Source organism: Pseudomonas sp. R1-6, assembly GCF_051132115.1.
Classification (GTDB): domain Bacteria; phylum Pseudomonadota; class Gammaproteobacteria; order Pseudomonadales; family Pseudomonadaceae; genus Aquipseudomonas.
Genome location: NZ_CP071662.1, coordinates 957,772 through 977,165, shown reverse-complemented (window position 1 = coordinate 977,165; position 19,394 = coordinate 957,772). Strand labels below are relative to the sequence as shown.

Annotated in this window: 23 protein-coding genes; 11 read left to right on the top strand and 12 right to left on the bottom strand. The window is 61.0% G+C overall.

Features of this window, described 5'->3' with window-relative positions; all coding sequences use genetic code 11:
• Window positions 1-27 precede the first annotated feature (27 nt).
• A complete protein-coding gene (locus tag J3P81_RS04570; RefSeq protein ID WP_420764088.1) occupies window positions 28-309 on the bottom strand; it encodes a hypothetical protein in 282 nt (93 codons plus the stop codon).
• Window positions 310-534: 225 nt separating this feature from the next.
• On the opposite strand from J3P81_RS04570, the gene J3P81_RS04565 reads away from it, so the two are divergent.
• A complete protein-coding gene (locus J3P81_RS04565) occupies window positions 535-741 on the top strand; it encodes a hypothetical protein (RefSeq protein ID WP_420764087.1) in 207 nt (68 codons plus the stop codon).
• 72 nt (window positions 742-813) lie between these two features.
• Here the strand turns inward: J3P81_RS04565 and J3P81_RS04560 are convergent, their stop codons facing one another.
• Window positions 814-1,398: a YajG family lipoprotein gene (locus J3P81_RS04560; protein ID WP_030138601.1), complete on the bottom strand. Its 585-nt coding sequence runs from the start codon at window positions 1,396-1,398 to the stop codon at window positions 814-816.
• 205 nt (window positions 1,399-1,603) lie between these two features.
• Between J3P81_RS04560 and J3P81_RS04555 the strand changes: the two genes are divergently transcribed.
• Both J3P81_RS04555 and mqo read left to right on the top strand, forming a co-directional pair.
• A complete protein-coding gene (locus J3P81_RS04555) occupies window positions 1,604-1,837 on the top strand; it encodes a hypothetical protein (protein ID WP_420764086.1) in 234 nt (77 codons plus the stop codon).
• Window positions 1,838-2,572: 735 nt separating this feature from the next.
• On the top strand, window positions 2,573-4,081 hold the full coding sequence (gene mqo, locus J3P81_RS04550) for a malate dehydrogenase (quinone) (RefSeq protein WP_420764085.1): 1,509 nt from the start codon (window positions 2,573-2,575) through the stop codon (window positions 4,079-4,081).
• Window positions 4,082-4,193: 112 nt separating this feature from the next.
• Here mqo and J3P81_RS04545 read toward each other — a convergent pair whose 3' ends face one another.
• The 4 genes from J3P81_RS04545 to J3P81_RS04530 all read right to left on the bottom strand — a co-directional run bounded on the left by J3P81_RS04545 (window position 4,194) and on the right by J3P81_RS04530 (window position 6,186).
• Window positions 4,194-4,481 (bottom strand): PA4642 family protein, encoded by a 288-nt coding sequence (locus tag J3P81_RS04545; protein ID WP_420764084.1) that lies wholly within the window; start codon window positions 4,479-4,481, stop codon window positions 4,194-4,196.
• A gap of 61 nt (window positions 4,482-4,542) precedes the next feature.
• Window positions 4,543-5,028, bottom strand: coding sequence for a hypothetical protein (locus J3P81_RS04540; RefSeq protein WP_420764083.1), 486 nt, complete (start codon window positions 5,026-5,028; stop codon window positions 4,543-4,545).
• Window positions 5,029-5,150: 122 nt separating this feature from the next.
• Window positions 5,151-5,624, bottom strand: a complete 474-nt coding sequence (locus J3P81_RS04535; RefSeq protein ID WP_434562357.1) for a WbuC family cupin fold metalloprotein — start codon at window positions 5,622-5,624, stop codon at window positions 5,151-5,153.
• Window positions 5,625-5,628: 4 nt separating this feature from the next.
• Window positions 5,629-6,186 carry a hypoxanthine-guanine phosphoribosyltransferase gene (locus tag J3P81_RS04530; protein WP_030138595.1) on the bottom strand — a complete coding sequence of 186 codons (558 nt, stop codon included), beginning with the start codon at window positions 6,184-6,186 and terminating at the stop codon, window positions 5,629-5,631.
• 163 nt (window positions 6,187-6,349) lie between these two features.
• Here J3P81_RS04530 and upp point away from each other — a divergent pair, with 163 nt between their 5' ends.
• Both upp and J3P81_RS04520 read left to right on the top strand, forming a co-directional pair.
• Complete coding sequence (gene upp, locus J3P81_RS04525; RefSeq protein WP_039592183.1) at window positions 6,350-6,988, top strand: uracil phosphoribosyltransferase; 639 nt, start codon at window positions 6,350-6,352, stop codon at window positions 6,986-6,988.
• Between the two features lie 2 nt (window positions 6,989-6,990).
• Window positions 6,991-8,265, top strand: a complete 1,275-nt coding sequence (locus tag J3P81_RS04520) for a uracil-xanthine permease family protein (protein WP_434562355.1) — start codon at window positions 6,991-6,993, stop codon at window positions 8,263-8,265.
• A gap of 143 nt (window positions 8,266-8,408) precedes the next feature.
• Here J3P81_RS04520 and hemH read toward each other — a convergent pair whose 3' ends face one another.
• Both hemH and J3P81_RS04510 read right to left on the bottom strand, forming a co-directional pair.
• Window positions 8,409-9,434, bottom strand: coding sequence for a ferrochelatase (gene hemH / locus J3P81_RS04515; protein ID WP_434562353.1), 1,026 nt, complete (start codon window positions 9,432-9,434; stop codon window positions 8,409-8,411).
• A 13-nt stretch (window positions 9,435-9,447) separates the two neighbouring features.
• Complete coding sequence (locus J3P81_RS04510; protein ID WP_420764079.1) at window positions 9,448-10,347, bottom strand: TIGR01777 family oxidoreductase; 900 nt, start codon at window positions 10,345-10,347, stop codon at window positions 9,448-9,450.
• 194 nt (window positions 10,348-10,541) lie between these two features.
• On the opposite strand from J3P81_RS04510, the gene J3P81_RS04505 reads away from it, so the two are divergent.
• From J3P81_RS04505 to J3P81_RS04480, 6 genes are all read left to right on the top strand, one after another.
• Window positions 10,542-11,528 carry an NAD(P)/FAD-dependent oxidoreductase gene (locus J3P81_RS04505; protein WP_434562351.1) on the top strand — a complete coding sequence of 329 codons (987 nt, stop codon included), beginning with the start codon at window positions 10,542-10,544 and terminating at the stop codon, window positions 11,526-11,528.
• Window positions 11,529-11,699: 171 nt separating this feature from the next.
• The gene (locus J3P81_RS04500) at window positions 11,700-12,662 is read left to right on the top strand and encodes a YbgA family protein (protein WP_434562349.1); all 963 of its coding nucleotides are present in this window, start codon (window positions 11,700-11,702) and stop codon (window positions 12,660-12,662) included.
• Window positions 12,662-13,600 carry a MerR family transcriptional regulator gene (locus tag J3P81_RS04495; protein WP_434562347.1) on the top strand — a complete coding sequence of 313 codons (939 nt, stop codon included), beginning with the start codon at window positions 12,662-12,664 and terminating at the stop codon, window positions 13,598-13,600. Before J3P81_RS04500 ends, J3P81_RS04495 begins: the two co-directional genes overlap by 1 nt.
• Window positions 13,601-13,611: 11 nt before the next feature.
• Complete coding sequence (phrB, locus tag J3P81_RS04490; protein WP_434562345.1) at window positions 13,612-15,051, top strand: deoxyribodipyrimidine photo-lyase; 1,440 nt, start codon at window positions 13,612-13,614, stop codon at window positions 15,049-15,051.
• A 171-nt stretch (window positions 15,052-15,222) separates the two neighbouring features.
• Window positions 15,223-15,930 carry an SDR family NAD(P)-dependent oxidoreductase gene (locus J3P81_RS04485; RefSeq protein WP_434564079.1) on the top strand — a complete coding sequence of 236 codons (708 nt, stop codon included), beginning with the start codon at window positions 15,223-15,225 and terminating at the stop codon, window positions 15,928-15,930.
• A 28-nt stretch (window positions 15,931-15,958) separates the two neighbouring features.
• Complete coding sequence (locus J3P81_RS04480; protein WP_420764073.1) at window positions 15,959-16,264, top strand: YkgJ family cysteine cluster protein; 306 nt, start codon at window positions 15,959-15,961, stop codon at window positions 16,262-16,264.
• 120 nt (window positions 16,265-16,384) lie between these two features.
• On the opposite strand, the gene J3P81_RS04475 is transcribed toward J3P81_RS04480, so the two are convergent.
• The 4 genes from J3P81_RS04475 to prmC form a co-directional block, all read right to left on the bottom strand.
• On the bottom strand, window positions 16,385-16,903 hold the full coding sequence (locus J3P81_RS04475; protein ID WP_434562343.1) for an acyloxyacyl hydrolase: 519 nt from the start codon (window positions 16,901-16,903) through the stop codon (window positions 16,385-16,387).
• 115 nt (window positions 16,904-17,018) lie between these two features.
• Window positions 17,019-17,810: a glutamate racemase gene (gene murI, locus J3P81_RS04470; protein WP_434562341.1), complete on the bottom strand. Its 792-nt coding sequence runs from the start codon at window positions 17,808-17,810 to the stop codon at window positions 17,019-17,021.
• Complete coding sequence (locus tag J3P81_RS04465; RefSeq protein WP_434562339.1) at window positions 17,803-18,558, bottom strand: molybdopterin-synthase adenylyltransferase MoeB; 756 nt, start codon at window positions 18,556-18,558, stop codon at window positions 17,803-17,805. The genes murI and J3P81_RS04465 overlap by 8 nt, the downstream gene beginning before the upstream one ends.
• Window positions 18,552-19,382 (bottom strand): peptide chain release factor N(5)-glutamine methyltransferase, encoded by an 831-nt coding sequence (gene prmC, locus J3P81_RS04460; protein ID WP_434562337.1) that lies wholly within the window; start codon window positions 19,380-19,382, stop codon window positions 18,552-18,554. The genes J3P81_RS04465 and prmC overlap by 7 nt, the downstream gene beginning before the upstream one ends.
• Window positions 19,383-19,394: the final 12 nt, after the last annotated feature.

Here is a 19,394-nt window from a genome sequence, read left to right as displayed (position 1 = left end):
GCTCCCTCGACACTGAAGCTGCTGCGCTCAGAGCTGCGTGCTGATCCAGGACATCAACAGCGCGACGCCCAGGCAGGCAAAGCCGAACCGGTAGAAAAACCGGTTCATGCGTTGGGTGGCCAGGTCCAGCAGGGCTTCGAATCGTTCATTGCTTTCGCCACTGCGCGCTTGGAGGCAGGCGCGTGCTCGCTGTTCGCGGCGGCGCGTTGCGTGCAATACCCAGCCACCCGGGCAGGCAAACAGCAGCGCGAGCAGGTTGATCAGTTTGGCCGGGTGGGCAGCGAACAGCGAAAACAATTGCAACGACATCACAGACCTCAAGCGAATAACGGACGCCTTGCGCCCGGGACCTACGAACAGGGCGCGGATTCTACCGAAAGCCTGGCGTGCTGCGTCGGTTTTTCCGACCGGTAACGATGCCTCGCAAGGTTGGGTGCTTTTGGGCGAGCGTGTTTGCGGATTAATTTCATCGGTAACGGTTTCGTCATATGGATAGGCCACCCTGTCGCCCTCCAAACCCGCACGGAACCCGTCATGCTGCACGCCGAAAACCAGGATCGCCTCTATCTCATCAGCCCGAGCGACGAACAACAGAACCTCGTCGACAGCCTGTCCTTCAACGTGCAGGACCGGCACTGGCTGGTGTATTGCGCCCTCGGCGGCCATTCACATGCCGATCTGCCGGAGACGGACCTGCTGACCGGAATCAGCGTGCTGGAGCTCTATTCCCAGGCGGCGTGAATTTATCGCCCATAAAAAACCCCTGTGGGAGCGAGGTTGCTCGCTCCCACAGGGGATACGGGTCTTCAGTCGTTACTCTGCCAACACCTGACCGATGGTCGGGTCCTTGAACAGACGGGTCAGGGCATCACTCAATACATCGCTGACCAGCTTGGTATTGGTGTCCTGGTTGGGCGCCATGCCGAAGCGTTGGTCCAGCGAAGCGCCATAACGACCGCTGTAGCGACGATTGGCGTTCTGCACGTCAGAGCGGAAGGTCGCGCCGATCGTCGCCTCGGTCACGTACATGCCTTCCTTGGGCGACTGGTATTTCAGTTCGGCCAGGGTCACGGTCAGTTGCGGGGCATTCATTGCATTGGCGGTGGGGGTGAAGCCCAGCAAACGCACGGCCGCCTCGGCCTGGGCCTGCAATTTAGGCAGGATTTGCGCACCCTGCACCGTGATCACGCTGGTTTCCGGGTACAAGCCACCCCGGGTGCCGAGGGTCGGCGACGGACGACCGTCCACGACACGGACCACCACCGGCTGGCCGCGACCCACCGGCGCCAGTTGGGCGTTGAGCTTGGGCTCCGGGTTAAGTTGTTGCGGGCTGTGGGCACAGCCGACGAGGGTCAGACTGGTCACTGCGATCAAACCGAACAACAGGCGTTGCAACATGCTCTTCTCTCCAGAATCGGGCACAGACAGGCCGGCAGTATAGCGGTGCGCCATCGCGGCGAACCAGCGCCTTCGATGAATACTGAAATGTCTGACACGGGCCCGGATAGGCGGTTCCTGTCACCCCGTTGTCACGGTCCTTACACCAGGGTGTCATGGCCGGCTGTCAGGCTGTCCCCAAGCTCCCCGGACACGGTACCTGACCATGCGTTTTCTCATCTCCCTGTTTACCCCGCGCCCGCATCATCGTTGCTTCGCCCTGCTGGACCGTACCGGCCGCTGCCAGGCATTCAAGCAGTGCAGCCTGCAGCCCATGGGCGATGGCTGGGTGGAAATCGAAGAGATCCGCCTCAACTGGCTGCACCAGCCCTTGCCTGCCAGTGCCCTGGTACAACCGCCTCGCACTCGCGTACGTAACCGCCAGCTGTTGGCCTTCTGACCGCAAGGCTAATAAAAGTCATAAAACACGACCATTTCCGCGCGTTTCTTCGTTACAATCTCCCCCCGATTATAAGGACGTCTCCTGATCGGGCCTCGCAACGCCGCTGATGCGCTTGTATTGGCACCCCGCACCGCCCACAGAGAGCCGCCCACACAGATCGAGTGAAGCTGGCGCGCTTGCTGTTTCCCTGGCAAATCACCGCTTTTCGCGAATCTGCAGAGCTGTCATTACGCTCGGTCACTGAGCTGTCTGCCCGTTTTGCCTGTCATGTATTGCATGGGGGCAACCAAACCGGGCCCGGTGCCAGGCTGGGACAGCCCTTTTTTGAGGTTCACGTCTTCAAAAGAGCGTGAAAAAACGGGTTTTCACAACTTCACAAGAGTGTGGCGAGCAAATGAAGAGTTTTGCGTCTGAACAAGCACCATCAGCGTCTGGAACAGCCCAACGACACAGGACCGGATATCGCTCAAGAACCGCCGCCTGAAGCCTGTCCGCTACGGATTTGGTTGCACGAACGGATGTCTCGGCCATAAGTCGAATTGCTTGCCCTGCGCTTAAATGAGTTCATGGGACTCTAGAGGCCAGGCTGCATGCATCCGCAAAAGTGCGAAAAATTGCGAAGATTCGGACATGGCGATTCCTGGCCATGGATACCTGGGGCGCAACTGACCTGCCCCGCTTCCTGGCCGCTATGCCGACAATTTGGTGCTGCAGATTTTGGAGACGCGTTAAATGGCGCATAACGAAGCAGTTGATGTAGTTCTGGTAGGGGCCGGCATCATGAGTGCCACCCTGGCCGTACTGCTCAAGGAGCTCGACCCGGCGATTTCCCTGGAAGTCGTCGAGCTGATGGACTCGGGTGCCGCGGAGAGTTCCAACCCCTGGAACAACGCCGGTACCGGTCATGCCGGGCTGTGTGAGCTGAACTACACGCCCCAGGCCGCCGATGGCACTGTCGACATCAAGAAAGCCGTGCACATCAACACCCAGTTCGAGGTGTCGAAGCAGTTCTGGACGTACCTGACTAAAAAGGGCACGTTCGGCTCGTCGAAATCCTTCATTGCCCCGGTGCCGCACCTGAGTTTCGTACAGGGTGAAAAAGGCGTGGAGTTCTTGAAGAAGCGCTTCGAACTGATGAGCCAGCATCACGCCTTCGCCGACATGGAATACACCGAAGATCGCGACCAGATGGCCGAGTGGATGCCCCTGATGATGCCAGGCCGGCCGGCCGATGAAGTCATCGCCGCCACCCGCGTCATGAACGGGACCGACGTCAACTTCGGCGCCTTGACCAACCAGTTGCTCAAGCACCTGGGCAGCGCGCCGGACACTCAGATCAAATACTGCAAGCGCGTCACCGGCCTCAAGCGCAAAGGTGACGGCTGGACCGTGAGCATCAAGGACGTCAATTCCGGCAGCACCCGCGAAGTCGACGCCAAGTTCGTCTTCCTCGGTGCCGGTGGCGCCGCGTTGCCACTGTTGCAAGCGTCGGGTATCGAAGAAAGCAAGGGCTTCGGTGGTTTCCCGGTCAGCGGCCAGTGGCTGCGTTGCGACAACCCGGAAGTGGTCAAGCACCATCAGGCCAAGGTCTACAGCCAGGCCGCCGTGGGCTCGCCACCGATGTCGGTGCCGCACCTGGACACCCGCGTGGTCGACGGCAAGAAATCCCTGCTGTTCGGGCCTTACGCCGGCTTCACCACCAAGTTCCTCAAGCACGGCTCGCTGATGGATCTGCCAATGTCGGTACGCGCCGGCAACATCGGCCCGATGCTGGCCGTGGCCCGGGACAACATGGACCTGACCAAGTACCTGATCAGCGAAGTGATGCAGTCCATGGAGCAGCGCCTGGAATCGCTGCGCCGCTTCTACCCCGAGGCGAAAGCCGAGGACTGGCGCCTGGAAGTGGCCGGCCAGCGGGTGCAGATCATCAAGAAAGACCCGAAGAAAGGCGGCGTACTGCAATTCGGCACCGAACTGGTGGCGGCCAAGGACGGAACCCTCGCCGCCCTGCTCGGCGCTTCGCCAGGCGCCTCGGTCACCGTTTCGATCATGCTGGAACTGATCGAGCGTTGCTTCCCGGAAAAAGCCAAGGGCGAGTGGGCCACCAAGCTCGCGGAAATCTTCCCAGCCCGGGAAAAAGTACTGGAAACCGATGCCGCGCTGTATCGCAAGATCAATGCGCAGAACAACATTGCGTTGGAACTGGTTGAAGAAAGCAGCGAGACCCAAAGCTACGCTTGATTCGGTCGGCTAAAAAAAGCCCCGCTCTCCATGAGGGCGGGGCTTTTTTTTTGAAGCTTTTCGTGGCGAGGGAGCTTGCTCCCGCTGACCTGCCAGGCAGGCCCTCGGCCTATCAGCCACGCGCCTTGTTGATCAACTCGATGTATTCCTCGGCGTTGCGCTGGTCCTTGTTCAGCGCAACGAAATCATTGCCATGTTCGTCCTTGCCATCGAGGTCGTAGCCCGCCTCGACGAAAAACACCAGGAAACGCTCGAAGTCGTCGACACGCAGCCCACGGTAGGCCTTGATCAGTTTGTGCAGCGACGGCGACGTAGCATCGACCGGTTCAAAATTGAGGAACAGCTTGATCTGTTCGTCGCCAATCTCGTCACCAATCACTTGTTTCTTGTCTTTACGCATTGCCGGCTCCAACTCGCACAATTCACGGGGCGGGCAGTTTACCCCCGGCGGGCGTTGCGGCTCAACGCGGGCGTGCGGTGCCGGTGTGCAGATCGGCCCAGATATGGCCGTTGGCGTAGCTGAGGAATTGCACGTACACCGTGTCATTGCGCAACAGGTCGATGACCACCCGGTACTGAGCCTGTGGATAAGACAAGGTCAAGGTCTTGCTCGCCTCGTCGTACGCCGGTTTCTTCAGGCTTTTGCTTTCCCCGTCGAAATTGAGAATCACCTGGCTGATGGTCGCGCCCTTGTTCAACGGTTTGCCTTTGAGGCGCACCATCAATGGTGAGGTGACCGGGATCGGCTGCTGGTTGGAAGGGCGCTGGTTGCCCAGTACCACCGAGTATTCGGTGACTTGCAGCAACTGCTGCTGTTCAGGCTGCTCCTGGCGCGCCACGAGGTCATCCGGCGGCAAGAACTGACTGTGCATCGGCGCGGCCACGGCCATCAAGGGCAAGCTAGTTAGCAACAGCAAAGTGGCGCAGCGGCGGATCGATACACTCATGACAGGCTCCGGAGGCTTGGCCGGGCACGCTAGCATTCATCGAAAAAATAAGCGACCCGGACAATTCATTCGCGGCACAGGCCATCAGCGCTGGCCTCATAAAAGCGCGATCGCCATCGATATTAGTCGAATTGAGCGCGCATCCAGGCCTGGTATTGCGCAACGCCGGGCTCGCCTTCGCGGGGCGCCCAAGGGGCCAGTTCGCCGTCGCCCACCGGCCGGTAGGGGCCGGCTTTGCATTCGAACATCAGGCTGTCGGCTTCCAGTACCACCAGGCCATGGTAGACACCGGCCGGCAGATCGACACCGAGGCAATCGCCACCGGCCTGCAGGATGCGCTTGCCGGTCACGGTTCCGGTTTCATCGAAGATCAACACACCGAGGCGGCCTTTGAGCACCAGTAAGGTTTCAGCCTTGTCGGCGCTCAGGTGGCGATGCGGCGGGATGTAGGTCGAGGGCTGCAAACCCACCGCCATGCGGTGGCAAGGCTCATCCATCTGGTGGAAATTGTGATGTTGGCGCCCACGCGCACTGGCCCCGGCCTTCTCGGCCAGCTCATCGAACAAGGCTTGATCCAGGAAGGCAGGGCCAGTCATCCGATTACATCCCCTTGACGGCGAAAATGCCATTGGCGTTGCGCCAGTAGCCTTTATAGTCCATGCCGTAGCCGAAGATGTAGCGGTCGATGCACGGCAGGCCGACAAAATCGGCCTTCAGGTCAGGTCGGGCCTTGCGGTCGTGGTCCTTGTCGATCAGCACGGCGGTGTGCACCGCGCGGGCGCCAGCGTGTTTGCAGAAATCGATGATCGCGCCCAGGGTATGCCCTTCATCCAGGATGTCGTCGATGATCAGCACGTCACGGTCGATGAACGAGACTTCCGGCTTGGCTTTCCAGAACAGGTCGCCGCCGCTGGTCTCGTTGCGATAACGGGTGGCGTGCAGGTAGGAAGCTTCCAGCGGGAAGTTCAGATAGGTCAGCAGCTTGCCGGAGAAAATCAGCCCGCCGTTCATCACGCAGAACACGACCGGATTGCTTTCAGCCAATTGATCGTTGATTTGCGCACCGACACGGGCGATGGCCGCTTCGACTTCAGCTTCGGTGTACAGGCAGTCAGCCTCTCGCATGACTTGACGGATATGCTCGAGATCAGCGGACATGTGCGCTCTCCAGGGGTGGCAGTTCGGAAAAGCGGGCAAAGGTACGCATCCCGCCCGGCCAGATCAAGCATTTGTGGACTAACGTTCTGTATTGTCTATAGGACAACACCCTCGGATAGATTAATCTAGGCCGGTTTTTTTGCCCGCCGCCGGAGCCTTCCCCATGCCCATCCTCGAGATCCGCCATCCGCTGATCAGACATAAACTCGGCCTGATGCGCCGCGCAGACATCAGCACCAAGAACTTCCGCGAACTCGCCCAGGAAGTCGGCGCCCTGCTCACCTACGAAGCCACCAAAGACCTGCCGCTCGAATCCTACGAGATCGCCGGCTGGGCCGGTGCGGTGCAAGTGGAAAAAATCGCCGGCAAGAAGATTACCGTGGTGCCGATCCTGCGCGCCGGTATCGGCATGCTCGAAGGCGTGCTCAGCTTGATCCCGGGCGCCAAGGTCAGTGCCGTGGGCGTGGCTCGCAACGAGCAGACCCTGCAAGCCCACACCTACCTGGAAAAACTGGTGCCGGAAATCGACGAGCGCCTGGCAATGATCATCGACCCGATGCTCGCCACCGGCAGCTCGATGGTCGCCACCATCGATCTGTTGAAAAAGGCCGGTTGCCGCGATATCCGCGCCATGGTGCTGGTCGCCGCGCCCGAAGGCATCAAGGCCGTGGAAGATGCCCACCCCGACGTGACCATCTACACCGCCTCCATCGACCAGAAACTCAACGAACACGGTTACATCATTCCGGGCCTGGGCGATGCCGGCGACAAAATCTTCGGCACCAAGCAGAAGGACGCCTGAGCATGCAGGACGAATTCAACGATCCGCTCTGGCGTCAGGTGCTGTCCGGCGCGCAGATGCTGTTCGTCGCCTTCGGCGCGCTGGTGCTGATGCCGCTGATCACGGGCCTGGACCCGAACGTGGCACTGTTCACGGCGGGCCTGGGGACGATCCTGTTCCAGATCGTCACTGGGCGCCAGGTGCCGGTGTTTCTGGCGTCGAGCTTTGCCTTCATCACACCGATCATCCTCGCCAAGGGCCAGTTCGGCCTGGCGGCGACCATGGGCGGCGTGATGGCGGCCGGTTTCGTCTACACGTTTCTGGGCCTGGCGGTGAAGATCAAGGGCACCGGGTTCATTGACCGCCTGCTGCCGCCGGTGGTGATCGGTCCGGTGATCATTTCCATCGGCCTGGCGATGGCGCCGATTGCCGCGAACATGGCCATGGGCAAGGCCGGCGACGGCACCGAGCTGATTCATTATCAGACCGCGATGATGATTTCGATGCCGGCGTTGCTCACCACGTTGATTGTCGCCGTGTTCGGCAAGGGCATTTTCCGCCTGGTGCCGATCATCTCCGGCGTGCTGGTGGGCTTCGCCATGGCGTTTTTCTTTGGCGTCGTCGACACCGCGAAGATCGCCGCGGCCCCCTGGTTCGCCCTGCCCGCCTTCACCGCACCGGAGTTCAACTGGCAGGCGATCCTGTTCATCGTGCCCGTCGCGCTGGCACCGGCCATCGAGCACATCGGCGGCGTCATTGCCGTGGGCAGCGTGACCGGTCGCGATTACCTCAAAAAGCCAGGCCTGCATCGCACGTTGTTCGGCGACGGCGTCGCCACCACCGCAGCCGGCCTCTTCGGCGGCCCGCCCAACACCACTTACGCCGAAGTCACCGGCGCGGTGATGCTGACCAAGAACTACAACCCGAAGATCATGACCTGGGCCTCGATCTTTGCCATCAGCCTGGCGTTCATCGGCAAGTTCGGCGCGCTGCTGCAAAGCATTCCGGTGCCTGTGATGGGTGGGATCCTGTGCCTGTTGTTCGGCTCGATTGCCGCAGTGGGCATGAACACGCTGATTCGTCACAAGATCGATCTGGGCGAGGCGCGCAATTTGGTGATCGTTTCGGTGACGCTGGTGTTCGGCATCGGCGGCGTGCTGGTCGGCACCGGCACGGGCCCGGACGACTTCGGCCTCAAGGGCATCGCGCTGTGCGCCGTGGTGGCGATCGCGTTGAACCTGATCTTGCCGGGCAATGACGGATGGAAGCAGAAGAAGGCGGATGAGCCGCTGGTCTGACTCAGCTTGAGGTTATTGCTGTCAGTCAGATTGCTTTGGCGAGCAGGCTCGCTTCCACAGGAGATCCGTTGTGAACACAAATTTTGTGACCACTCGAGATCTACTGTGGGAGCGAGCCAGCTCGCGAAGGAGCCGCAGAATTTTTATAGAGCTAGAGGCGCCCGCTCGCAGAGGGTACTCAAGGCCTGCGCCCAGCGCGGATCGTCATTGAGACAAGGCACCAGTACCAACTCCTCGCCTCCCGCCTCGCGGAACTGCTCTCGGCCGCGATCACCGATTTCCTCGAGCGTCTCGATGCAATCGGCCACGAACGCCGGGCACATCACCAGCACTTTTTTCACGCCGCTCTTGGCCAGTTCTTCCAGACGCGCTTCGGTGTAGGGTTCGATCCACTTGGCACGGCCCAATCGCGACTGGAACGACACCGACCATTTACCCTGCGCCAGGCCCATGCGCTGGGCGAACAATTCGGCGGTACGAATGCACTGGGCGCGGTAACAGGTCGCCATGACTTCAGGCGGCGCGTTCTTGCAGCAGTCGGCATCCCTGAAGCAGTGGTAACCGGTGGGGTCGAGCTTGGTCAGGTGCCGCTCGGGCAAGCCATGGAAACTCAACAACAGGTGATCATGGTCCTGCATCAGGTACGGCTTGGCGGTGGCAACCAGCGCATCGAGGTATTCCGGCTGATCGTAGAAAGGCTGGAGAATCGAGAATTTCACGTCGAGCTTCTTCTCGCGCGCAACCCGCTTGGCTTCTTCGATGACTGTGGTGACAGTGCTGTCGGCAAATTGCGGATACAACGGGGCCAGGGTGATGTTCTTGTGGCCCTGGCTCGCCAGGCGCACCAAGGTGGACTCCAGCGACGGCTCGCCGTAACGCATCGCCAACTCTACGGGCCCCTGCGTCCATTGGGCGGTCATCGCCTGTTGCAAGCGGTGGCTGAGCACTACCAGGGGTGAGCCCTCTTCCCACCAGATCGACGCGTAGGCGTGGGCAGACTGTTCGGGGCGCTTGATCAGGATCAGCGACACCAGCAACCGCCGGACCGGCCATGGCAGGTCGATCACGTACGGGTCCATCAGGAATTGATTGAGGTAGCGGCGCACATCGGCCACCGAGGTGGAGGCAGGCGAACCCAGATTCACCAGAAGCAACGCGTGATCGGTCATGCAACGTCCTATTTCAAAGGCGACCCGATAAATCTTCCAGGGCCGCGGGCAAATCAGTGAACTGGAATGAAAAACCCGCCGCCTGCAATCGGGCCGGCGTGGCGCGCTGGCCGCCCAGCAACAGCAATGACAATTCCCCCAACGCGACTTTCAGCGCAAGCTCCGGCATCGGCACCACGGCCGGGCGATGCAACACGTGCCCCAGGGCCTTGGCAAAATCGCGGTTGCGCACCGGGTTCGGCGCGCAGGCATTATAAGGACCGCTGGCATCACTGCGGTGCAGAAGAAAATCAATCAGAGCGATTTGATCGTCGATATGTATCCATGGCATCCACTGCCTCCCGTTGCCGATACGCCCGCCCAGCGCCAGTTTGAAGGGCAGCAGCAACCGCGACAAAAAGCCGCCCTCGGCGGACAGGACCAGGCCGGTTCGAACCAGGACCACGCGCAGGCCCAAGGCCTCGGCCCGCTGCGCCGTTTCCTCCCAAGCGATGCACAGCTGGCTGGCGAAGTCCTCGCTGACCGGCCCTGATTCCTCGGTCAGCTCCCGCTCGCCACCGTCGCCATACCAGCCCACGGCGGAACCGGAAATCAGCACCTGCGGTTTCTGCTCGCACCGTTCCAGCCATGCAAGCAAAGCCTCGGTCAACGTGATGCGGCTGCTCCACAGCAAGATCTTGCGCTTGTGGCTCCAGGGCCGATCAGCGATGGGCGCGCCGGCGAGGTTGACCACCGCGTCCACCGGCTCGCCAATTTCATCGAGCGCGGCGATGCCGCGCACCTGCGCCCCGCAGATTTTCGCCACCTGCTCGGGTCGACGACTCCATACCGTCAAGCGATGGCCTTGCTCCAACCAGTGCTGGCAGAGCTGACGTCCGATCAAACCAGTACCGCCGGTCAGCAATATGTGCATGAGGTGTTCCTCGCATCGCGTTTTACCCGGCCCATTAGTCTATTTTTATAGGTAGAGATTTTTCACATCGGCCAAGGTCTGTTTCTAACAATAGGACAACCTGCCAAAACGCGAACGGTAAAACTTATACCAAAAACCAAAATTGTACAGGATTAAAGACGGCGTAGTCTGTACAGAAAGTAAACGAGGCCCTCATGACTGTACCTATCGCAATCATCGGCACCGGCATCGCCGGACTCTCCGCCGCCCAGGCCCTGACGGAGGCCGGGCATGTCATCCAACTTTTCGATAAAAGCCACGGTAGCGGCGGACGCATGTCGAGCAAGCGCAGCGACGCTGGCGCGCTGGACATGGGCGCCCAGTATTTCACTGCCCGGGACCGGCGCTTCGTCACGGAGGTGCAGCGCTGGCAAGCCAACGGCTGGGCAGCGGAATGGAACCCGCAGCTCTATCACTTCCAGGACGGGCAGATGAGCCCTTCACCGGACGAACAGACCCGTTGGGTCGGCACCCCGCGCATGAGCGCGATTACCCGTGCCCTGCTCGGCGACCTGCCCGTGCAGTTCTCCTGCCGCATCACCGAAGTGTTTCGCGGCCAGGAGCACTGGCATCTGCAGGACGCTGAAGGGTTCACCCATGGCCCGTTCGGCCAGGTGGTCATCGCCACGCCCGCGCCCCAGGCGACCGCATTACTGGCCGCGGTGCCGAAACTGGCTGGCGTGGCCGCCGGGGTAAAAATGGACCCGACCTGGGCGGTGGCGCTGGCCTTCGAACAGCCTTTGGATACGCCCATGGAAGGCTGCTTCGTACAGGATAGCCCTCTCGACTGGCTGGCACGCAACCGCAGCAAGCCAGGCCGCGATAGCAAGCTCGACACCTGGGTGCTGCACGCCACCAGCGACTGGAGCCGCCAGCACATCGACATGTCCAAGGAAGCGGTCATCGAACACCTGCACGGTGCCTTCGCCGAACTGCTGCACAGCGCCATGCCCGCTCCGAGCTTCAGCGTGGCCCACCGCTGGCTGTACGCCCGCCCCGCCAGCAGTCACGAATGGGGCGCGCTGGCCGATGCGGACCTGGGGTTGTACGTGTGCGGAGATTGGTGCCTGTCCGGCCGGGTCGAAGGGGCTTGGCTCAGCGGCCAGGACGCCGCGCGCCGGTTGCACGCCAGCCTCCAGTAGATCGCCCTTGCCTCCCTCGCTGCTGTCGCAATAGACAGCAGCCCATCTGCGCCCTCCGTGGCATCGCCCGTTCATTCCATTGCCGGTTGACTTGTGTCCATTCAGACCTATGATTAAAAATATTGTACAGCGAAGTAAATATGTACAAGATTTTTATCCCAGAGGTAGCTCATGCCCAGCGAAGCGAACGCCAAACCCAAGATTGCTATCAGCGCATGCCTGATGGGCGCCGAAGTTCGCTTCAATGGCGGGCACAAGCAATCCCAGCTATGCAGCCGCACGCTTAATGACTTTTTCGATTTCGTCCCGGTTTGCCCTGAGGTCGCCATAGGCTTGGGCATTCCCCGGGAACCGATTCGGCTGGTGGGCAAACCCGAGCAACCCCACGCGGTCGGCACCGTGAACCGCGATCTCGATGTCACCCAACCGCTGGACGATTACGGTCGGCAAATGGCCGAGGAACTAAACGACGTTTGCGGCTACATCTTCATGCAGAAGTCGCCGTCGTGCGGGCTGGAACGGGTCAAGGTCTACGATCACAACAGCGTGCCTCAGGACGGCGGCGGGCGTGGTATCTACGCGCAGGCCTTTTGTGCACGCCATCCGGACCTGCCGGTGGAAGAAGACGGTCGCCTCAACGACCCGGTATTGCGTGAGAACTTCCTCACGCGCGTGTTCGTCTACGCCGCTTGGCAACCGCTGCGCCGTCGCGACCTGACCCGGCGCGATCTCATTGAATTCCACTCGCGCTACAAATACTTGCTGATGGCTCACGATCCGGTGCAATACAAGGCCCTCGGCAACCTGTTGGGCAACATGGGCACGTCGGATCCCAATGAGTTGGGCCCGCGTTATTTCAGTGCCCTGATGACGGCCTTGAAGAAATGCGCCACCCGTCGAACCCACGCCAACGTACTTCAACATTTGAGTGGCTATCTCAAACGCGCTATCGGCGCCGATGACAAGCGGGAAGTGCAGCACCTCATCCAGCAATATCGCCTCGGCATCGTGCCCTTGGTGGTGCCGCTGACGTTACTCAAGCATCACCTGCGCCAGCATCCCGATCCATATCTCGCGCAACAGGCGTACCTGCAACCCCACCCGGAAAATCTCAGCCTGCGAAACGCCATCTGATGAACGACGAACCCGACTCCAGCGCCAGCGAAGACCTCGGCGCTGATTTTGCCACAGCGCTGGCGCAGGGCTGGCTGCCCATACGCGAAGTGTCCCGGCGGACCGGCGTCAACGCCGTCACGCTGCGTGCCTGGGAGCGCCGCTATGGCTTGATCGTGCCGCACCGCACCCCCAAGGGCCATCGCTTGTTCAGCGCTGAACATGTGCAACGGATCCAGAGCATCCTCACTTGGATCAATCGCGGCGTGGCCGTGAGCAAGGTCAAGCCGTTGCTCGACACTCCGCAGCCGCCCGACGAGCCATTGGAAGATGATTGGCAGTGCCAGCGCCACGCCCTTGCCCTGGCGGTGATGCAACTGGCCGAGCGGCAAGTCGATCATCTGGTCAACCAGGCGATGGCGCTTTATCCGCCCAGTACTGTTTGCGAACAGTTGCTGCTGCCCTTGCTCGACGAATTGCAGACACGTTGGCAAGGGCAATTCGGCGCGCAGTTGGAGCAGGTGTTCTTTTATTCCTGGCTGCGCAGCAAGTTCGGCAGCCGGGTCTACCACAACAACCGCCAGGTGCATGGCGCGCCGTTGCTGATGGTCAATCATTCTCTGTCGTCCCAGGAACCGCACCTGTGGTTGACGGCCTGGCTCGCCAGCAGCGCCGATTGCCCCGTGGAGGTCTTCGATGCGCCTTTGCCGGCGGGAGAGTTGGCGCTGGCGGTCGAACGGCTCAAGGCCCGCGCCGTGTTGCTGTATTCAAGCAATGCCTTGAACCTTTCCCAATTGCCTAGGCAACTGAATGCCGTCGACTGCCCGATCATCATCGCCGGCCCGGCCGTGTCCATTCATCTCGCCAGGCTATCCACCGACGTCTCGATGCCCCACGTCAGTTGGGCCGAAAACCCGCTCTGCGCTCACGCCGAACTGAATCGTCGGGCGCTTCTTTAAAGAGTATGTCCATGCAATTGATCTGGCTGCGCAGCGATTTGCGCGTGCACGACAACACCGCGCTTGCCACCGCTGCCGCCCGAGGTCCCTGCGTGGCGGTATATCTGCCAAGCCCGGGGCAATGGCGCGCCCACGATGATGCGCCTTGCAAAGTCGACTTCTGGTTGCGCAACCTGGCGTCGCTGAGCACGGCGTTGGAACGACTGAACATCCCGCTGCTGATCCGCCAAGCGCCCCAATGGGACCAGGCGCCAGAGATATTGGCGACACTGTGCCGGGAGCTGAACATCGACGCCGTGCACGTCAACGAAGAATACGGCCTGAACGAAACCCGACGCGACACCGAAGTCGCTCATGCGCTGGCTGGAGAGGGTGTCGAGTTTCATAGCCACCTCGACCAGCTCTTGTTCAAGCCCGGCAGCGTGCTGACCAAGACCGGCAACTATTTCCAGGTATTCAGCCAGTTTCGCAAGGTGTGCTACCAGCGCTTGCATTTCTCGCTACCGAGCGTGGTGCCCACGCCTGCCCGGCAAGCGTCCACCGCCATAGCCAGTGATCCCGTGCCGACGTGCGTCGAAGGTTTCGAGCCACCCAGCGAAACGCTGCGAACCCTGTGGCCGGCCGGTGAGAGCGAAGCCCGGCGGCGGCTGGATGGGTTTGTCGAGCAGCACATCGACGACTACCTGACTGAGCGGGACTTCCCGGCCAGGCCTGGCACCAGCCAGCTTTCGGCCTACCTGGTGGCCGGCGTGGTATCGCCGCGCCAATGCCTGCACGCGGCACTGCACGCCAACCAGGGTGAGTTCGAAAGTGGAAATGCAGGAACAGTGACCTGGATCAATGAATTGCTCTGGCGGGAGTTTTACAAACACATATTGGTGGGCTATCCACGCGTGTCCCGACACCGCGCGTTTCGCCCGGAGACCGAGGCCTTGGCCTGGCGCCAAGCGCCGGATGAACTGGCGGCGTGGCAACAGGCGCGCACCGGCCTGCCGATCATCGATGCGGCCATGCGCCAGCTGCTGGAGACGGGCTGGATGCACAACCGGTTGCGGATGGTGGTGGCCATGTTCCTGACCAAGAATCTGCTGATCGACTGGCGCGAAGGCGAACGTTTTTTCATGCGCCATCTGATCGACGGCGACCTGGCGGCCAACAATGGCGGCTGGCAATGGAGCGCTTCCACCGGGACGGACTCGGCGCCCTGGTTCCGCATCTTCAATCCACTGAGCCAATCGGAGAAATTTGATCGCGAGGGACTATTTATCAAGCGTTGGCTGCCTGAATTGAACAATTTGGATAACCAACGTGTCCACCGTCCTGATGCCCAGCGCGAACTGTTTGACGCAACGGATTATCCGTCACCGATCGTTGATCTGGCGCAATCGAGAATGCGGGCTTTGGCGGCCTTCAAGCGGTTGCCGTCTCGCCAGGCCATGAAATCAAACTGAAGCGCGATTATCAGACATGAAATTGGGTAGATCGGGAATTCACATCGCGCTGGACCTTATATAGTCTTACTAACTTAGGGCTTCTGCATAGGACGCAGGCCTCGATATGACACTCAGGATAGGAGAACAGGATTGGGACGAAGGTATTGGCTAACCGGTGCGGCTGATGGCGTGGGTGCCTCGCTGGCTGAAGCATTGCTTCAGACCGGGGCGCAGTTGGCTATCGGCTCGTCTAAAATGTCTAAGCTCCTGTCCCAGCGCTTTCCCGACCAAGTCTTGGCGGTCCCGGCCAAATTGACCAACAGCCAGATCGCTCGAGAGGTCGGCCAATTGATTTCCCAGCAATGGGGCGCGTTGGACACGGTGATCATCAATGCCGGAACGGCCGAATACGTTGAAGGCCAACCGGCTGACCATACGCTGGTCGAACGCATCATCCGCAGCAATCTGTTGGTTGCAAGTTTTTGCATTGACGTGGCGCTGCCGTTATTGCGCCTGGGGGCCACGCCTCACCTGGTAGGCATTACCAGCCCCGTCACGTACCTGGCACCTTCCCACGCGCCAGGCGACGGCACTACGCTGCGCCAGGTGTTTGAATCGGTTCGTGGCGCCCCGTCCGGCAAAGGCATCGACGTAACGCTGGTTATCCCAGGATTCGACGACCCGGCGATGGGTCTCGACGGTAGCCTTCCCATCCCGACCCGATGGTCGGCCCCAGCGACGGCGAACTACATCTTGGCGCAGTTGAACGAACGCCCCCACGAAACGCCCCTACCCGCCGCCTCCATGAAGACCCTCTGGCCGTTACCCTCCCCGGCCAACAATTTTCCCGCGGACACCCAGCCCGCTGGCGAATCCCCGATCAAGGGACAACCCTGATCGACCCGGTTGCCGTACACTGCGCGCCATGAAAACCATCCCCCTCGTTGAACTGCCTGCGCCGGTCGTCACGTGCTCGACATGCGCGGCGTGCTGCTGCCAGCTGGAAGTGATGTTGATCACCGATACTGGCGTTCCGGAACGTTTCATCGACACCGACGATTGGGGTGGGGAGGTCATGCTGAGGCTCGATGACGGCTGGTGCGCGGCGCTGGATCGCGACAGCATGATGTGCACGATCTACGAAAAGCGTCCGCTGATCTGCAGAGAATTCGAGATGGGCGCGCCGGAGTGCCTGGAAGAACGCCAGGGCATTGCGACGGCGTATCGATAAAGAATGATCTGACGCACTGGATCCCTGTGGAGCGAGCTTGCTCGCGATAACGGTGGACCAGGCGAGTGCAGGCGCTGGTCACCGCTATCGCGAGCAAGCTCGCTGACACGGTTTTTGCTGTTACAGCGGCATCGTGTAGTGCAGCGCGTAACTTTCTACCCCGTCGTTGTCCGACGAGATGCCGGCGTTGGAGTAGTGAGTGGCACGAATGCCCACTTCGTGTCCGCCATTGAAGCGCAGGCCGAAACCGACACGGTCTTCGAACTGGAACGACGTACCGAGCTTGTTGGTTTCGATCTCGGTATTGTCAAAAAACGCGACGCCGATCCCCGCCTCGATGTAGGGCTTCACGTTCTGACCCGCAAATTCGTACACAAACACCGGCGAGAACGACAGACTATGGTTACTGGAGGTCTTGTCCCCTTCCCAGTAAGTGTAGGCACCGCTCCAATAACCGGTCAGCCGACCCACGTCACTCTGTAGCCAGCTCTTGTCCCAATCGAACTGCATGCCCAGGCGATAGGTCATGGTCGAGTCGCCGGTCTGGCCGACCCCGAACTCCACGCCTGCCGCCTGTGCGGTGTAAGTGTGCCCCAGCAACGCAGCCGCAAGCGCGGCAAAGCAGAATAAACGCTTCATTAGAAACATCCTTTTCCGACAGCTTTAGTTAGTTTTTTCTTACAAACAGACAGAGCTATAGAAATCCGCGCCAAAACAGAAGTTCAGCACGATTTACATAATTTTCACGTTTTTTTTACAGGACGAAGCTTCGCACAATGCCGGAAGAATTCCATAGCATCGGTAGGATTTTTCTTAGATGTGACGGATCGGCACTGCTCCAGAATTGCGTTTCGCCAGCAGGCCCCTCGGCAGCTATTGCCCGCTCGCTCAGTAAGCGCTGGAGTTGGCGAGCCACGGCAGCGCCAGTGTCGATCAGGCTGACATCCTCCGGAACCATCTCTTTGAGCAGTGACTTGAGGAATGGATAGTGCGTGCAGCCCAGGATCACCGTGTCGCAACCAGCCGCCAGCAACGGGGCAACGTACCCCTGCAGCAACTGGCGCAAGGCCGGGCTGTGCAAGTCGCCAGCCTCGATCAGTTCGACCAAGCCGGGACAGGGCTGCGTGACCACTCGCACGTCCGTGGCGAAACGGTCGAGCAATGCGGCAAATTTGGCGCTCTGCAACGTGCCTGTGGTGGCGAGCACACCGACGATGCCGCTTCGAGTCGCCGCAGCGGCCGGCTTGACCGCCGGTTCCATGCCGACAATGGGCCAGTCCGGATAATCACGACGCAGGTCAGCCACTCCGGCGACGGTTGCCGTATTGCAGGCCACCACCAGCGCCTTGGCTCCCTGGCGTTGAAAAAAATCGGCAATGATCGCGCACCGCCGACGGATGAATTCCGGGCTTTTTTCTCCGTAGGGAATATGCCCGCAATCGGCTACGTACAGCAGCGACTCATGGGGCAGCAATCGGCGAATTTCCCCCAGCACCGACAGCCCGCCGACCCCTGAATCGAACACCCCGACCGGCGCCTCACTCATGTCGGGTACCGCAAACGCCGCACTCCGGATCACGCTTGACCCGCAATTCGCGAAATCGCGTGCCCAGCGCATCGATCAACAGCAGGCGCCCCATTAGCGGCTCACCAAAGCCGGCCAACAGTTTCAGGGCCTCAAGCGCCTGGAGACTGCCCACCAACCCCACGAGCGGCCCAAGAACGCCGGCCTCGCTGCAGGTCAGCTCGGCTTCGCTGCCGTGCCCGTAGAGACAGTGGTAACAAGGGCTTTCGGGGCGGCGCGGGTCGAATACCGACAGTTGGCCCTCCAGGCGGATGGCCGCGCCGCTGATCAAGGGCTTGCCCGCGGCGACGCAGGCTGCGTTCACCGCTTCGCGGGTGGAAAAGTTGTCGGAGCAGTCCAGCACGACGTCGACCGCCGCCACCGCGTCAGCCAGGCTGTCGTCGTCCATGGCCGCTGGATGGGGGACCAGTCGGACTTCAGGGTTGATGGCGGTGAGGCGGCGCATCGCCGAATCGACCTTGGTCAACCCGACGCTATCAGTGTCGTGGATGATCTGTCGCTGCAGGTTGGTCAGGTCGACCGTGTCGAAGTCGGCCAGGTGCAACTCGCCGACACCGGCTGCGGCCAGGTACAACGCCACTGGCGCGCCCAGGCCACCGAGGCCGACAATCAATGCGCGGCTCTGCTTGAGGCGCAGTTGCCCATCGATGTCGACGTGTTGCAACAGGATCTGTCGACTGTAGCGCAGCAGCTCTTGATCGTTCAGCACGGCAGGCGTCCCAGACTGATGCGTTCGTGATCACCGAGGTCCTTGCGGCTATGGACCTGGGCAAAACCTTGGTCTTGCAGCAGCCCCCGCACCGCGTCGGCCTGGTCATAACCATGCTCGAGCATCAGCCAGCCGCCTGCCTCGAGGTGATCGGGGGCCTGCTGGACAATCGCGCGCAAATCGTCGAGCCCGTCCGGCCCCGCCACCAGCGCACTGGCCGGCTCGAAACGTACGTCGCCCTCGGCCAGATGCGGATCGCTGGCGGCTATATAGGGCGGGTTACTGATGATCAGCCCGAAACGTTCGCCTTCCAGCGCACTGAACCAGTGGCTGCTCAGGACTGCGACGTTACGCAGGCCCAGGCGCTGGCGATTGCGTTCGGCCAACGCCACAGCCTCCAGCACACGATCGACCGCCGTCACGCTCCAGGCCGGACGCTCGCTGGCCAATGCCAAGGCAATCGCGCCGCTGCCGGTGCCCAGGTCGAGGACCCGGGCCGGCGTGGCTGTCAGCAGCTCCAACGCAGCCTCAACCAGCAACTCCGTGTCGGGACGCGGGATCAATGTGTGGGGCGCGACTTCCAGGTCCAGTTTCCAGAAACCCTGCTGCCCGAGGATATAGGCCACCGGCTCGCCGGAGCGACGACGGCGTAGATATTCGGAAAACACCAGCGCGGCCTCGCTCGGCACGATCCGCTCGGGCCAGGTGTGCAGGAAGCTGCGGGACTTGCCCAGGGCAGCGGCCAGCAACAACTCCGCATCCAAGCGTGACGTGGGGGAATCCGGCAATTCGGCGGCGCGAAGCAAACTGGCGATGATGGTCATTGGGTCACCCGT